A 14,807-nucleotide genomic window follows, 5' to 3' on the forward strand; every position below is an offset into this window, starting at 1 on the left:
GTGATGCCATCGCAGGCAAGCCAGCTCCCACAGGGGCCCGCACTCACAATTTGATCAGGTTCCGGCGATCAGCTGGCGCGCCGCCTGGCTGTGATCGGCAATCAAGCCTTTGAGATCCAGCCCTTCGACCTGGCCATCAATCACTCGCCATTTACCGCCCACCATCACCCGGTCGGCCCGGTCGGCGCCACACAGCAGTAACGCCGAAATCGGATCGTGGCTGCCGGAGAAGCGCAGTTCATCAAGTTTGAAAAGTGCCAGGTCAGCCTGTTTGCCTACGGCCAGTTCACCAATATCCGTACGTCCCAGCAACTGCGCCGAGCCTTTGGTCGCCCAGCCCAGCACACCTTCGGGGGTGATTTTTTCCGCACCGTACCGCAGACGCTGGATGTACAACGCCTGGCGAGCTTCCAGAATCATGTTCGAGGCATCGTTGGAGGCGGAGCCGTCCACGCCCAGACCGATTGGCGCACCGGCGGCGAGCAGGTCGAGGGTCGGGCAAATGCCGGATGCCAGCCGCATATTGGAACTTGGGCAATGGCAAATACCCGTGCCCGCCGCGCCGAGGCGTGCAATTTCGTCCGGGTTGAAGTGAATGCCATGGGCCAGCCAGGTGCGCGGGCCCAGCCAGCCCACGCTGTCCAGATAATCCACAGTGCGCAGGCCAAAACGTTGCAGGCAGAAGTCTTCTTCATCGAGGGTTTCCGCCAGGTGCGTGTGCAGGCGCACGTCGAGACGGTTGGCCAGTTCGGCGCTGGCTTCCATGATTTCCGGGGTCACCGAAAACGGCGAGCAGGGCGCCAGGGCTATCTGGATTTGCGCGCCGTCGTCACGTTCGTGGTACTCGCGGATCAAGCGCTGGCTGTCCTCCAGAATCACCTGGCCCTGTTGCACGGTTTGCTGCGGTGGCAGGCCGCCGTCGGCTTCACCCAGGCTCATCGAACCACGGGTCAACATGGCGCGCATGCCCAGCTCGCGCACGCTTTGCACCTGTACGTCGATGGCGTTTTCCAGACCATCAGGGAACAAGTAGTGATGATCAGCCGCCGTGGTGCAGCCCGAGAGCAGCAATTCGGCGAGGGCAACTTTGGATGCCAGCGCGAGTTTTTCCGGGGTCAGCCGTGCCCAGACCGGGTACAGGGTTTTCAACCATGGAAACAGCGGCTGGTTGACCACCGGCGCCCAGGCGCGGGTCAGGGTTTGGTAGAAGTGATGATGGGTGTTGATCAGGCCGGGCAGGATCACGTGCTCGTGTGCGTCAAACACCTGTGTACAGGGCAGTGCGGGCTCTTTGCCCAGCGCCAGCACTTCGGTGATCACACCGTCTTGCAGCACCAGGCCGCCACGGGCATCGAGGCCATTGGCAGTGAAAATCGCGAGGGGGTTTTTTAACCAGATACGGGTCGCAGGCATTGGCCGGCTCCTCTGAATGATGGGTTCAGGTTTGCCAGCTCAGTGTTGCCCTGTCTGCTGATCCAGGGTCGCCGGTGAAGGCGAGGGGGGTAGATTACGTGGAGTTCGGGGCCTCGTCCATCTGCAGGAAAGTGGGGGCGGTCAATGTGGGAGGGGGCTTGCCCCCGATAGCAGTGTGTCAGCCATACATTTATTGACTGAGCCCCCGCCATCGGGGGCAAGCCCCCTCCCACATTTTTATCTCTGGATTTACCAGGCGATGGTCTCGCCTTTGTAATCAATGAAGTGGTGGCCGCCCCTGCCGGTGTAGGCATTCACCTGATCGACCAGGCCGCGCACGCTGGTCTCGACGTCAATTTGCGCGTTTTCCCCGCCCATGTCGGTCTTCACCCAGCCCGGGTGCAGCGACAACACGGTTGGCTTGTGGTCGCCGAGCTGGGTGATGAAGCTGTTGGTCATGGAGTTGAGCGCCGCCTTGCTCGCCTTGTACAGCGCCAGGTCGGAACCGTCGGGCAGGGTCACGCTGCCCAACACCGAACTCATGAACGCCAGCACGCCGCTGTCTTTGCGGATTTGCCCGACGAAGCGCTGGGCCAAGTTGATCGGCGCCACGGCGTTGGTGAAAAACAGCTGGCCGACTTCCGCCAGGGTGGCGTGGCCGGGTTCCTGGTTGGCCGGGCCCTTGACGCCGGCGTTGACGAACAACAGATCGAAGGTGCGTTCCTTGAGGCGCTGGCTCAGGGCGATCACGGCTTGCTGATCGTCCATGTCCAGCTTTTCGATCTGCACCGGGCCCACGGCTTTCAGGGCGTCGGCGTTGTTCGGGTCACGCACGGTGGCGGTCACGTCCCAGCCGTCCTGGAGCAATTGCTTGACCAGGCCAAGGCCCAGCCCGCGCGAGGCGCCGATGATCAGTGCGGTTTTTGGCGTAGACATGAAAAGCTTCCTTTAGCGTCGCGGTTCAGGGAGTTCAACGTTGTAGCAGGATACGCCCACGGCTGAGGTCGGCGAGTTGAATTTGCAAGGTGTCGATGTGCGCTTCGCCCAGGGCCAGCTGCAACTCGACGCCGTTGGCGGTGAAGGTTTCCTCCACCACCAGCCCGCCCAGCTCGGCCACACGCAGTTTCACCAGGTTCAGCTCGGCAAAACTGCAGGCACAACTCAAGGGCACGCGGCTGATCAGTTCGATGCGGTCGGCGGTTTGCAGGCATTTATTTGCGCCGCCGCCGTAGGCTCGGGCCAGACCGCCGGTCCCCAATTGAATGCCGCCGTACCAGCGAATCACCAGCACCGCGACCTGATCAAAGCCTTGGGCTTCAATCGCCGCAAGAATCGGCCGCCCGGCGGTGCCGCCGGGTTCGCCATCGTCATTGCTGCGGTACTGGTCGGCGAGCTTCCAGGCCCAGCAGTTGTGCGTGGCATTCAGGTCGCTGTGTTGCTCGAAAAACGCCTGGGCGTCTTGCGGGCTGGTGATCGGTGCGGCGAGGGTGATGAAGCGGCTTTTGCGTATTTCTTCACGAAATTCGCAAAGGCCGGTAAGCGTGAAAGGCATAAGTCGCTTCGGTTAGAGGGCCGGCTTGATGCCGCAGCCCTTGAGAATGATGTGAATCAGGTTGTTGCCGGCGTCTTCCATGTCCTGCTTGGTCAGCTTGGTGCGGCCGGTGACGCGGCAGATCTGGGTAGCGAAGTCGGCGTAGTGCTGGGTGCTGCCCCACAGCAGGAAGATCAGGTGTACCGGGTCGACCGGGTCCATCTTGCCGGCTTCGATCCAGGCCTGGAACACCGCCGCCCGGCCACTGAACCACGCGCGGTAGTCCTGGCTGAAATATTCGGTCAGGCATTCGCCGCCGCTGATGATCTCCATGGCGAAGATCCGCGAGGCCTGCGGGTGGCGCCGCGAGAATTCCATCTTGGTACGGATGTAGCGGGTGAGGGCAACCGCCGGGTCGTCCTCGGCGGTCAGCGCGTTGAAGGTGCTGTCCCACAGTTCGAGGATGTTGCTGAGCACCGCGATGTACAGGCCCAGCTTATTGGTGAAGTAGTAATGCAAATTGGCCTTGGGCAGCCCGGCACTCGACGCAATGGTGTTCATGCTGGTGCCTTTGTAGCCGTGGCGTGCGAACTCATCTTCAGCAGCCTGCAGAATCGCTTGTTCGTTCTTTTGCCGAATGCGGCTGGCGGGTTTACCGGCGTGGTTGCTGTGGGCAGGAACTTCGAGGCTCATGGAGGTTTCCGTGCTGATCGATTAAGACGACGTGTGCACAGATAACCCACCCTCAAGCCTCAGACAAGTCCTGATGCAATAAAACCGTCAAAGCGGTTCCAGTGTGTCGCTTTTTGGCGCGTGGTTTGCGGCATCGTGCGTCGTTCTGGCTTCAGGCAATAGCAGGCACAACACGATGGCGGTCAGCCCGCCGCTGGTGATGGCCGAGTCGAACAGGTTTTGCACCAGGCTCGGCATCAGGTGCAGCAAGTCGGGTTGAGCAGCAATCCCGAGGCCCACGCCGAACGAGGTGGCGATGATCAACATGCTGCGTCGGTCCAGTGGCGCCTGGGCAAGAATGCGCACGCCGGCGGCGGCCACGCTGCCGAACATCACCAGGGTTGCACCGCCCAGCACCGGCTTGGGGATTTGCTGCAGCACGGCGCCAATCAGCGGAAACAAGCCGAGGCAAAACAGCAGCACGCCAATGTATAAGCCGACGTAACGGCTGGCCACGCCGGTGAGCTGGATCACGCCGTTGTTCTGCGCAAAGGTGGTGTTGGGAAAGGCACTGAAGGTGGCGGCGACCATGCAGCTCACGCCATCGCCCAGCACGCCGCCCTTGAGCCGGCTTATATAAGAAGGGCCGCTGATGGGCTGGCGGGCGATCATGCAGTTGGCGGTGAGGTCGCCTACGGTTTCGATGCTGCTGATCAGATAAATCAGCGCGATCGGCAGGAAAGCGCTCCAGTCAAAGTTGAAACCGAAGCGAAACGGTATCGGCACGCTGATCAGCGGCAAGTCGGGCAAGGCTTGGGGCACCAGCTTGCCGCTGAACCATGCCGCGAGGCTGCCGACGGCCAGGCCGATGATGATCGCCGAGAGGCGCACCCACGGAGTGTTAGAGCGGTTGAGCAGGATGATGGTCAGCACCACGAACACGCCCAACGCCAGGTTGATCGGCGCGCCGAAGTCCGGGGCATTGAAACCACCGCCCAGGTCAGTGATGCCGACCTTGATCAGGCTGATGCCGATCAGGGTGATCACGATGCCGGTGACTAGCGGCGTGATCACTCGGCGCAGTTGCCCGATAAACCGGCTCAGCACAATCTGCACCGCCGCGCCGAAAAAGCACACGCCGAAGATCATCGCCATGATGTCTTCCGGGTTGCCGCCGCGTTGTTTCACCAGAAAGCCCGCCGACAAAACCGCGCCGAGGAACGCAAAGCTGGTGCCTTGCAGGCAGATCATTCCGGCGCCGATGCCAAACGGCCTGCGCGCCTGGATGAAAGTGCCCACGCCGGAAACCATCAACGCCATGCTGATCAGGTAGGGCAGGTGGGCGGTCAGGCCCAGGGTGGAGCCGATGATCAGGGGCGGCGTGATGATGCCGACGAAGGCTGCCAGCACATGTTGCAGGGCGGCCAACAAGGCGGGAATGGGTTTTGGGCGATCGTTGAGGCCGTAAATCAGGTCACTGGAGCGAGTCGATTCTGGTGGCATGGTGGGCAAACTCGGGGCGGACAGTTCAAGGTGGGTGTTTCCTTGCAAAAAGCTGTCCACCTGCTCAAGTTTTGTGTGAGGCCCGAGTTAGCGCGTTGCGGCCAGACTTTCCAGGAAACTCTCCAGCACCAAATGAGGGCGACGGCCCTTTCGCGTGACCGAAGCGAGGCTCAAATCGTAAAAACGTGTAGCCGGTTTTAGCGCGCGCAGTCGGCCTTGTTGCACCCACAGGCTGGCGTAGTGGTCGGGCAAATAGCCGATGTAGCGGCCGGTGAGAATCAGGAAGGCCATGCCTTCACGGTCCGAGGCGCTGGCGGTGCAGTTGAGCGCCTGGTAATGGGCCTGGATCTCGGCGGGCAGGCGGAAGGTGGGGGCGATGGCATCCTGGCTGTCGACGCGGGTGTCATCGAGTTGCTTGTCGTCGGCGTAAAACAGCGGGTGGCCGACGGCGCAATAAAGCAGTGAGCGTTCGCTGTAGAGCGGTTGGTATTCCAGCCCTGACAAGGCGCTGGCTTGCGGCACTACACCGACGTGCAGGCGGCCGTCGAGCACGCCCTGTTCGACTTCGTTGGGCGCGATCATGCGGATCTGGATCTGTACGTCCGGCCCGCGTTCCTTCAATTGGGCCAGGGCGTGGGTGATACGCATGTGGGGCAGGGTGACCAGGTTATCCGTGAGGCCTATGATCAATTCGCCGCGCAAATGCTGATGCAGGCCGTTGACCTCGGTGCGAAAGCTTTCCAGTGCACTTAATAGTTGCAGCGCCGACTGGTAAACCTCGCGGCCTTCTTCGGTCAACGAGAACCCGGCGCGCCCGCGTTGGCAGAGGCGCAACCCCAGGCGCTGTTCCAGGTCGCTCATCTGCTGACTGATGGCCGAGCGGCCAATGCCCAGCACGGTTTCCGCTGCCGAAAAGCCACCGCATTCCACCACGCTGCGAAAGATGCGCAGCAGGCGAATATCAAAGTCGCTGACTTGGGCCAGCGGGTCGGGTCGGCGGCTGCTCATAGTTTAGTAAAGGCCTGACTGAAGGTTAGAAGAGTTGAATTTCACCGACTTTATCGCCGTGGCAATTTAGCTGCAACAACGCTTTTCAATCCCGACGCTGCGTTAAGCCCTGCGAGGTTTTGCTGATGAACATGCCTGAAAACGCCCCATCGTCCCTGGCCAGCCAACTGAAGCTGGACGCGCACTGGATGCCCTACACCGCCAACCGTAACTTCCAGCGTGACCCGCGCCTGATCGTGGGTGCCGAAGGCAGTTGGTTGATCGATGACAAGGGGCGCAAGGTTTACGATTCGTTGTCGGGCCTGTGGACCTGCGGCGCCGGGCACACGCGTAAGGAAATCCAGGAAGCCGTCGCCAAGCAACTGGGTACTTTGGACTACTCCCCAGGCTTCCAATACGGTCATCCCCTGTCCTTCCAACTGGCGGAAAAGATCACCGACCTGACCCCTGGCAACCTGAACCACGTGTTCTTCACCGACTCCGGCTCCGAGTGCGCCGACACCGCCGTGAAAATGGTACGTGCCTACTGGCGCCTGAAAGGCCAGGCGACCAAGACCAAGATGATTGGCCGTGCCCGTGGTTACCACGGCGTTAACATTGCCGGCACCAGCCTCGGCGGCGTTAATGGCAACCGCAAGATTTTCGGTCAGGGTTTGATGGATGTTGACCATCTGCCGCACACCTTGCTGGCGAGCAATGCGTTTTCCCGCGGCATGCCGGAGCAGGGCGGTATCGCGTTGGCCGATGAGTTGCTCAAGCTGATCGAACTGCACGATGCGTCAAACATCGCGGCGGTCTTCGTTGAGCCGATGGCTGGCTCCGCGGGTGTGCTGGTGCCGCCGCAGGGTTACCTCAAGCGTCTGCGTGAAATCTGCGACCAGCACAACATCCTGCTGGTATTCGATGAAGTGATTACCGGGTTTGGCCGTACCGGTTCCATGTTCGGTGCCGACAGCTTTGGTGTGACCCCGGACTTGATGTGCATCGCCAAACAGGTCACCAACGGCGCGATCCCGATGGGCGCGGTGATTGCCAGCAGCGAGATCTATCAAACGTTCATGAACCAGGCCACGCCTGAGTACGCCGTGGAATTCCCTCATGGCTACACCTATTCGGCGCACCCGGTGGCCTGCGCGGCTGGCCTGGCGGCACTGGACCTTTTGCAGAAGGAAAACCTGGTGCAGAGCGTGGCCGAAGTCGCGCCGCACTTTGAGAATGCGCTGCACGGTTTGAAGGGCAGCAAGAACGTGATCGACATCCGTAACTACGGCCTCGCCGGTGCGATCCAGATTGCCCCGCGCGACGGCGATGCGATCGTGCGTCCGTTCGAGGCCGGCATGGCCTTGTGGAAGGCCGGGTTCTACGTGCGCTTTGGCGGTGACACCCTGCAGTTTGGGCCAACCTTCAACAGCAAGCCGCAAGACCTGGATCGCCTGTTCGACGCGGTCGGCGAAGTGCTGAACAAGATCGACTGATTTCTCCTTCTATATAGAACAACTTTTCAGGAGCCCCGCATGAGCCTTATCCAGCATTTGATCAACGGTGAGTTGGTCAATGACAGCGGCCGTAGCGCCGACGTGTACAACCCGTCTACCGGCCAGGTGATTCACCAGGTGCCGTTGGCCAGCCGTGAAACCATTCAACAGGCGATCGACTCGGCCAAGGCGGCATTCCCCGCCTGGCGTAATACGCCGGCGGCCAAGCGTGCCCAGGTAATGTTTCGTTTCAAGCAATTGCTGGAGCAGAACGAAGCACGCATCTCGCAGTTGATCAGCGAGGAACATGGCAAGACGCTGGAAGACGCGGCCGGTGAGTTGAAGCGCGGGATCGAAAACGTGGAGTACGCGTGCTCGGCGCCGGAGATTCTGAAGGGCGAGTACAGCCGTAACGTGGGGCCGAACATTGATGCCTGGTCGGACTTTCAACCGCTGGGCGTGGTGGCTGGTATTACACCGTTCAACTTCCCGGCGATGGTGCCTTTGTGGATGTACCCGCTGGCGATCGTCTGCGGTAACTGTTTCATCCTCAAGCCTTCCGAACGTGACCCGAGCTCGACGTTGCTGATTGCGCAATTGTTGCAGGAGGCGGGTCTGCCTAAAGGCGTGTTGAGCGTGGTGCATGGCGACAAGGGCGCCGTAGATGCGTTGATCGAAGCGCCGGAAGTGAAAGCGCTGAGCTTTGTAGGCTCGACGCCGATTGCCGAGTACATCTATTCCGAAGCGACCAAACGCGGGAAGCGCGTGCAGGCGCTGGGCGGCGCGAAGAACCATGCAGTGCTGATGCCGGATGCCGACCTGGACAATGCGGTCAGTGCCTTGATGGGCGCGGCGTATGGTTCGTGCGGTGAGCGTTGCATGGCGATTTCGGTCGCGGTGTGCGTGGGGGATCAGGTGGCGGATGCGTTGATCGCCAAGCTGGTACCGCAGGTCAAGGCGTTAAAGATTGGTGCGGGCACATCGTGTGGCCTGGATATGGGGCCGTTGGTGACCGGGCAGGCGCGTGACAAGGTCAGCGGCTATATAGAAGACGGTGTTTCTTCGGGCGCGAAGCTGGTGGTGGATGGTCGCGGGCTGAGTGTGGCGGGCCATGAAGAGGGCTTCTTCCTGGGTGGCAGCCTGTTTGATCATGTGACGCCTGAAATGCGTATCTATAAAGAAGAAATCTTCGGGCCGGTGTTGTGCGTGGTTCGGGTAAATAGCCTGGAAGCGGCGATGCAACTGATCAACGATCACGAGTATGGCAACGGTACCTGCATCTTTACCCGTGATGGTGAGGCGGCGCGTCTGTTCTGTGACGAGATTGAAGTGGGCATGGTCGGTGTGAACGTGCCTCTGCCGGTGCCGGTGGCGTATCACAGCTTTGGCGGCTGGAAGCGTTCGCTGTTTGGTGACTTGCATGCCTATGGGCCGGACGGGGTGCGTTTCTATACCCGTCGCAAGGCGATTACCCAGCGTTGGCCGCAACGGGCCAGCCATGAGGCATCGCAGTTCGCCTTCCCTAGCTTGTAAGATGGAACGGAAAGCCGGCCTCGTTGGGCCGGCTTTCGCGTTTTTGGGGGCTTTTTGACCGATATGACAGAAATATGAAAAAAGGTGTTGACGGCAGATTTTGGAAGTCTATAATTCGCCCCACTTCCGGCGCAGTCGAAACGGAAAACTCCTTGAGTTTCAATGAGTTAAGTAGGTTTCGATAGCGAGTTGCTTCAGTTCACCGAAGCCCAGAAGGAGTTGATAGAGCGGCGTTGTTTGGCTCTGTTAACGTTTCGATCCTCTCGGTCGAAAGCGGAGAAAAAGAGGTGTTGACAGCAGCGTGTAACGCTGTAGAATTCGCCTCCCGCTAACGAGAGATCGGAAGCGCAAGTGGTTGAAGTTGTTGAAGAAATCTTCGAAAACTTCTGAAAATAATCACTTGACAGCAAATGAGGCTGCTGTAGAATGCGCGCCTCGGTTGAGACGAAAGATCTTAACCAACCGCTCTTTAACAACTGAATCAAGCAATTCGTGTGGGTGCTTGTGGAGTCAGACTGATAGTCAACAAGATTATCAGCATCACAAGTTACTCCGCGAGAAATCAAAGATGTAACCAACGATTGCTGAGCCAAGTTTAGGGTTTCTTAAAAACCCAAAGATGTTTGAACTGAAGAGTTTGATCATGGCTCAGATTGAACGCTGGCGGCAGGCCTAACACATGCAAGTCGAGCGGTAGAGAGAAGCTTGCTTCTCTTGAGAGCGGCGGACGGGTGAGTAATGCCTAGGAATCTGCCTGGTAGTGGGGGATAACGTCCGGAAACGGACGCTAATACCGCATACGTCCTACGGGAGAAAGCAGGGGACCTTCGGGCCTTGCGCTATCAGATGAGCCTAGGTCGGATTAGCTAGTTGGTGAGGTAATGGCTCACCAAGGCGACGATCCGTAACTGGTCTGAGAGGATGATCAGTCACACTGGAACTGAGACACGGTCCAGACTCCTACGGGAGGCAGCAGTGGGGAATATTGGACAATGGGCGAAAGCCTGATCCAGCCATGCCGCGTGTGTGAAGAAGGTCTTCGGATTGTAAAGCACTTTAAGTTGGGAGGAAGGGCAGTTGCCTAATACGTAACTGTTTTGACGTTACCGACAGAATAAGCACCGGCTAACTCTGTGCCAGCAGCCGCGGTAATACAGAGGGTGCAAGCGTTAATCGGAATTACTGGGCGTAAAGCGCGCGTAGGTGGTTTGTTAAGTTGGATGTGAAATCCCCGGGCTCAACCTGGGAACTGCATTCAAAACTGACTGACTAGAGTATGGTAGAGGGTGGTGGAATTTCCTGTGTAGCGGTGAAATGCGTAGATATAGGAAGGAACACCAGTGGCGAAGGCGACCACCTGGACTAATACTGACACTGAGGTGCGAAAGCGTGGGGAGCAAACAGGATTAGATACCCTGGTAGTCCACGCCGTAAACGATGTCAACTAGCCGTTGGAAGCCTTGAGCTTTTAGTGGCGCAGCTAACGCATTAAGTTGACCGCCTGGGGAGTACGGCCGCAAGGTTAAAACTCAAATGAATTGACGGGGGCCCGCACAAGCGGTGGAGCATGTGGTTTAATTCGAAGCAACGCGAAGAACCTTACCAGGCCTTGACATCCAATGAACTTTCCAGAGATGGATTGGTGCCTTCGGGAACATTGAGACAGGTGCTGCATGGCTGTCGTCAGCTCGTGTCGTGAGATGTTGGGTTAAGTCCCGTAACGAGCGCAACCCTTGTCCTTAGTTACCAGCACGTTATGGTGGGCACTCTAAGGAGACTGCCGGTGACAAACCGGAGGAAGGTGGGGATGACGTCAAGTCATCATGGCCCTTACGGCCTGGGCTACACACGTGCTACAATGGTCGGTACAGAGGGTTGCCAAGCCGCGAGGTGGAGCTAATCCCATAAAACCGATCGTAGTCCGGATCGCAGTCTGCAACTCGACTGCGTGAAGTCGGAATCGCTAGTAATCGCGAATCAGAATGTCGCGGTGAATACGTTCCCGGGCCTTGTACACACCGCCCGTCACACCATGGGAGTGGGTTGCACCAGAAGTAGCTAGTCTAACCTTCGGGAGGACGGTTACCACGGTGTGATTCATGACTGGGGTGAAGTCGTAACAAGGTAGCCGTAGGGGAACCTGCGGCTGGATCACCTCCTTAATCGACGACATCAGCTGCTCCATAAGTTCCCACACGAATTGCTTGATTCATTGAAGAAGACGATAAGAAGCAGCCCGAAATTGGGTCTGTAGCTCAGTTGGTTAGAGCGCACCCCTGATAAGGGTGAGGTCGGCAGTTCGAATCTGCCCAGACCCACCAATTTTGTGTGGGAAACGCCTGTAGAAATACGGGGCCATAGCTCAGCTGGGAGAGCGCCTGCCTTGCACGCAGGAGGTCAGCGGTTCGATCCCGCTTGGCTCCACCACTACTGCTTCTGAAGTTTTAAAGCTTAGAAATGAGCATTCCATCAGTGTGATGGTGAATGTTGATTTCTAGTCTTTGATTAGATCGTTCTTTAAAAATTTGGGTATGTGATAGAAAGATAGACTGAACGTTACTTTCACTGGTAACGGATCAGGCTAAGGTAAAATTTGTGAGTTCTCTTAGTTGAGAAATTCGAATTTTCGGCGAATGTCGTCTTCACAGTATAACCAGATTGCTTGGGGTTATATGGTCAAGTGAAGAAGCGCATACGGTGGATGCCTTGGCAGTCAGAGGCGATGAAAGACGTGGTAGCCTGCGAAAAGCTTCGGGGAGTCGGCAAACAGACTTTGATCCGGAGATGTCTGAATGGGGGAACCCAACCATCATAAGATGGTTATCTTGTACTGAATACATAGGTGCAAGAAGCGAACCAGGGGAACTGAAACATCTAAGTACCCTGAGGAAAAGAAATCAACCGAGATTCCCTTAGTAGTGGCGAGCGAACGGGGACTAGCCCTTAAGTGGCTTTGAGATTAGCGGAACGCTCTGGAAAGTGCGGCCATAGTGGGTGATAGCCCTGTACGCGAAAATCTCTTAGTCATGAAATCGAGTAGGACGGAGCACGAGAAACTTTGTCTGAATATGGGGGGACCATCCTCCAAGGCTAAATACTACTGACTGACCGATAGTGAACTAGTACCGTGAGGGAAAGGCGAAAAGAACCCCGGAGAGGGGAGTGAAATAGATCCTGAAACCGTATGCGTACAAGCAGTGGGAGCAGACTTTGTTCTGTGACTGCGTACCTTTTGTATAATGGGTCAGCGACTTATTTTCAGTGGCGAGCTTAACCGAATAGGGGAGGCGTAGCGAAAGCGAGTCTTAATAGGGCGTCTAGTCGCTGGGAATAGACCCGAAACCGGGCGATCTATCCATGGGCAGGTTGAAGGTTGGGTAACACTAACTGGAGGACCGAACCGACTACCGTTGAAAAGTTAGCGGATGACCTGTGGATCGGAGTGAAAGGCTAATCAAGCTCGGAGATAGCTGGTTCTCCTCGAAAGCTATTTAGGTAGCGCCTCATGTATCACTGTAGGGGGTAGAGCACTGTTTCGGCTAGGGGGTCATCCCGACTTACCAAACCGATGCAAACTCCGAATACCTACAAGTGCCGAGCATGGGAGACACACGGCGGGTGCTAACGTCCGTCGTGAAAAGGGAAACAACCCAGACCGTCAGCTAAGGTCCCAAAGTTATGGTTAAGTGGGAAACGATGTGGGAAGGCTTAGACAGCTAGGAGGTTGGCTTAGAAGCAGCCACCCTTTAAAGAAAGCGTAATAGCTCACTAGTCGAGTCGGCCTGCGCGGAAGATGTAACGGGGCTCAAACCATACACCGAAGCTACGGGTATCACGTAAGTGATGCGGTAGAGGAGCGTTCTGTAAGCCTGTGAAGGTGAGTTGAGAAGCTTGCTGGAGGTATCAGAAGTGCGAATGCTGACATGAGTAACGACAATGGGTGTGAAAAACACCCACGCCGAAAGACCAAGGTTTCCTGCGCAACGTTAATCGACGCAGGGTTAGTCGGTCCCTAAGGCGAGGCTGAAAAGCGTAGTCGATGGAAAACAGGTTAATATTCCTGTACTTCTGGTTATTGCGATGGAGGGACGGAGAAGGCTAGGCCAGCTTGGCGTTGGTTGTCCAAGTTTAAGGTGGTAGGCTGAGATCTTAGGTAAATCCGGGATCTTAAGGCCGAGAGCTGATGACGAGCTAACTTTTAGTTAGCGAAGTGGTTGATGCCATGCTTCCAAGAAAAGCTTCTAAGCTTCAGGTAACCAGGAACCGTACCCCAAACCGACACAGGTGGTTGGGTAGAGAATACCAAGGCGCTTGAGAGAACTCGGGTGAAGGAACTAGGCAAAATGGCACCGTAACTTCGGGAGAAGGTGCGCCGGTGAGGGTGAAGGACTTGCTCCGTAAGCTCATGCCGGTCGAAGATACCAGGCCGCTGCGACTGTTTATTAAAAACACAGCACTCTGCAAACACGAAAGTGGACGTATAGGGTGTGACGCCTGCCCGGTGCCGGAAGGTTAATTGATGGGGTTAGCTAACGCGAAGCTCTTGATCGAAGCCCCGGTAAACGGCGGCCGTAACTATAACGGTCCTAAGGTAGCGAAATTCCTTGTCGGGTAAGTTCCGACCTGCACGAATGGCGTAACGATGGCGGCGCTGTCTCCACCCGAGACTCAGTGAAATTGAAATCGCTGTGAAGATGCAGTGTATCCGCGGCTAGACGGAAAGACCCCGTGAACCTTTACTATAGCTTTGCACTGGACTTTGAATTTGCTTGTGTAGGATAGGTGGGAGGCTTTGAAGCGTGGACGCCAGTCTGCGTGGAGCCATCCTTGAAATACCACCCTGGCAACTTTGAGGTTCTAACTCAGGTCCGTTATCCGGATCGAGGACAGTGTATGGTGGGTAGTTTGACTGGGGCGGTCTCCTCCTAAAGAGTAACGGAGGAGTACGAAGGTGCGCTCAGACCGGTCGGAAATCGGTCGTAGAGTATAAAGGCAAAAGCGCGCTTGACTGCGAGACAGACACGTCGAGCAGGTACGAAAGTAGGTCTTAGTGATCCGGTGGTTCTGTATGGAAGGGCCATCGCTCAACGGATAAAAGGTACTCCGGGGATAACAGGCTGATACCGCCCAAGAGTTCATATCGACGGCGGTGTTTGGCACCTCGATGTCGGCTCATCACATCCTGGGGCTGAAGCCGGTCCCAAGGGTATGGCTGTTCGCCATTTAAAGTGGTACGCGAGCTGGGTTTAGAACGTCGTGAGACAGTTCGGTCCCTATCTGCCGTGGACGTTTGAGATTTGAGAGGGGCTGCTCCTAGTACGAGAGGACCGGAGTGGACGAACCTCTGGTGTTCCGGTTGTCACGCCAGTGGCATTGCCGGGTAGCTATGTTCGGAATAGATAACCGCTGAAAGCATCTAAGCGGGAAACTAGCCTCAAGATGAGATCTCACTGGAACCTTGAGTTCCCTGAAGGGCCGTCGAAGACTACGACGTTGATAGGTTGGGTGTGTAAGCGCTGTGAGGCGTTGAGCTAACCAATACTAATTGCCCGTGAGGCTTGACCATATAACACCCAAGCAATTTGACTACTCTAAGGAGCATCAGATTGCGGTGTGTGAAGACGAAATGAACCGAAAGTTCGACGCTCACAAAGCACCGAAAGCTGTCACAT

The 14,807-nt window shown here is 57.1% G+C and carries 8 protein-coding genes, 2 tRNA genes and 2 rRNA genes; 6 read left to right on the forward strand and 6 right to left on the reverse strand.

Going from position 1 to position 14,807, the window contains the following annotated elements; all coding sequences use genetic code 11:
• Nucleotides 1–54: 54 nt before the first annotated feature.
• The 6 genes from ATI14_RS10545 to ATI14_RS10570 all read right to left on the reverse strand — a co-directional run bounded on the left by ATI14_RS10545 (nucleotide 55) and on the right by ATI14_RS10570 (nucleotide 6,127).
• Complete coding sequence (locus ATI14_RS10545) at nucleotides 55–1,413, reverse strand: 8-oxoguanine deaminase (RefSeq protein WP_016969360.1); 1,359 nt, start codon at nucleotides 1,411–1,413, stop codon at nucleotides 55–57.
• Nucleotides 1,414–1,662: 249 nt separating this feature from the next.
• Nucleotides 1,663–2,349 carry an SDR family oxidoreductase gene (locus ATI14_RS10550; protein ID WP_016969361.1) on the reverse strand — a complete coding sequence of 229 codons (687 nt, stop codon included), beginning with the start codon at nucleotides 2,347–2,349 and terminating at the stop codon, nucleotides 1,663–1,665.
• Nucleotides 2,350–2,383: 34 nt separating this feature from the next.
• The gene (locus tag ATI14_RS10555; RefSeq protein ID WP_016969362.1) at nucleotides 2,384–2,965 is read right to left on the reverse strand and encodes an IMPACT family protein; all 582 of its coding nucleotides are present in this window, start codon (nucleotides 2,963–2,965) and stop codon (nucleotides 2,384–2,386) included.
• Between the two features lie 12 nt (nucleotides 2,966–2,977).
• Complete coding sequence (locus ATI14_RS10560) at nucleotides 2,978–3,637, reverse strand: TetR/AcrR family transcriptional regulator (RefSeq protein WP_016969363.1); 660 nt, start codon at nucleotides 3,635–3,637, stop codon at nucleotides 2,978–2,980.
• Nucleotides 3,638–3,724: 87 nt separating this feature from the next.
• Nucleotides 3,725–5,119, reverse strand: a complete 1,395-nt coding sequence (locus ATI14_RS10565; protein WP_026083297.1) for a uracil-xanthine permease family protein — start codon at nucleotides 5,117–5,119, stop codon at nucleotides 3,725–3,727.
• Between the two features lie 87 nt (nucleotides 5,120–5,206).
• Nucleotides 5,207–6,127 carry a LysR family transcriptional regulator gene (locus tag ATI14_RS10570; RefSeq protein WP_016969365.1) on the reverse strand — a complete coding sequence of 307 codons (921 nt, stop codon included), beginning with the start codon at nucleotides 6,125–6,127 and terminating at the stop codon, nucleotides 5,207–5,209.
• Nucleotides 6,128–6,252: 125 nt separating this feature from the next.
• On the opposite strand from ATI14_RS10570, the gene aptA reads away from it, so the two are divergent.
• The 6 genes from aptA to ATI14_RS10605 all read left to right on the forward strand — a co-directional run bounded on the left by aptA (nucleotide 6,253) and on the right by ATI14_RS10605 (nucleotide 14,701).
• Nucleotides 6,253–7,602: an omega-aminotransferase AptA gene (gene aptA, locus ATI14_RS10575; RefSeq protein WP_016969366.1), complete on the forward strand. Its 1,350-nt coding sequence runs from the start codon at nucleotides 6,253–6,255 to the stop codon at nucleotides 7,600–7,602.
• A 39-nt stretch (nucleotides 7,603–7,641) separates the two neighbouring features.
• Nucleotides 7,642–9,135, forward strand: a complete 1,494-nt coding sequence (locus ATI14_RS10580) for a CoA-acylating methylmalonate-semialdehyde dehydrogenase (protein ID WP_016969367.1) — start codon at nucleotides 7,642–7,644, stop codon at nucleotides 9,133–9,135.
• A gap of 625 nt (nucleotides 9,136–9,760) precedes the next feature.
• Nucleotides 9,761–11,297: ribosomal RNA gene (locus tag ATI14_RS10590) — 16S ribosomal RNA — on the forward strand.
• Between the two features lie 82 nt (nucleotides 11,298–11,379).
• Nucleotides 11,380–11,456: transfer RNA gene (locus ATI14_RS10595), tRNA-Ile, on the forward strand.
• A 30-nt stretch (nucleotides 11,457–11,486) separates the two neighbouring features.
• Nucleotides 11,487–11,562, forward strand: a tRNA-Ala gene (locus ATI14_RS10600).
• Nucleotides 11,563–11,809: 247 nt separating this feature from the next.
• A 23S ribosomal RNA gene (locus tag ATI14_RS10605) occupies nucleotides 11,810–14,701 on the forward strand.
• Together the 16S and 23S rRNA genes with 2 tRNA genes alongside form the textbook arrangement of a ribosomal RNA operon.
• The last annotated feature ends 106 nt before the right edge of the window (nucleotides 14,702–14,807 follow it).

The organism is Pseudomonas tolaasii NCPPB 2192, from assembly GCF_002813445.1.
GTDB lineage: Bacteria > Pseudomonadota > Gammaproteobacteria > Pseudomonadales > Pseudomonadaceae > Aquipseudomonas > Aquipseudomonas tolaasii.

Coding starts and splice junctions, on each gene's coding strand:
- ATI14_RS10545 (WP_016969360.1), bottom strand. CDS start 1,413: ATGCCTGCGACCCGTATCTGGTTAAAAAACCCCCTCGCGATTTTCACT.
- ATI14_RS10550 (WP_016969361.1), bottom strand. CDS start 2,349: ATGTCTACGCCAAAAACCGCACTGATCATCGGCGCCTCGCGCGGGCTG.
- ATI14_RS10555 (WP_016969362.1), bottom strand. CDS start 2,965: ATGCCTTTCACGCTTACCGGCCTTTGCGAATTTCGTGAAGAAATACGC.
- ATI14_RS10560 (WP_016969363.1), bottom strand. CDS start 3,637: ATGAGCCTCGAAGTTCCTGCCCACAGCAACCACGCCGGTAAACCCGCC.
- ATI14_RS10565 (WP_026083297.1), bottom strand. CDS start 5,119: ATGCCACCAGAATCGACTCGCTCCAGTGACCTGATTTACGGCCTCAAC.
- ATI14_RS10570 (WP_016969365.1), bottom strand. CDS start 6,127: ATGAGCAGCCGCCGACCCGACCCGCTGGCCCAAGTCAGCGACTTTGAT.
- aptA (WP_016969366.1), top strand. CDS start 6,253: ATGAACATGCCTGAAAACGCCCCATCGTCCCTGGCCAGCCAACTGAAG.
- ATI14_RS10580 (WP_016969367.1), top strand. CDS start 7,642: ATGAGCCTTATCCAGCATTTGATCAACGGTGAGTTGGTCAATGACAGC.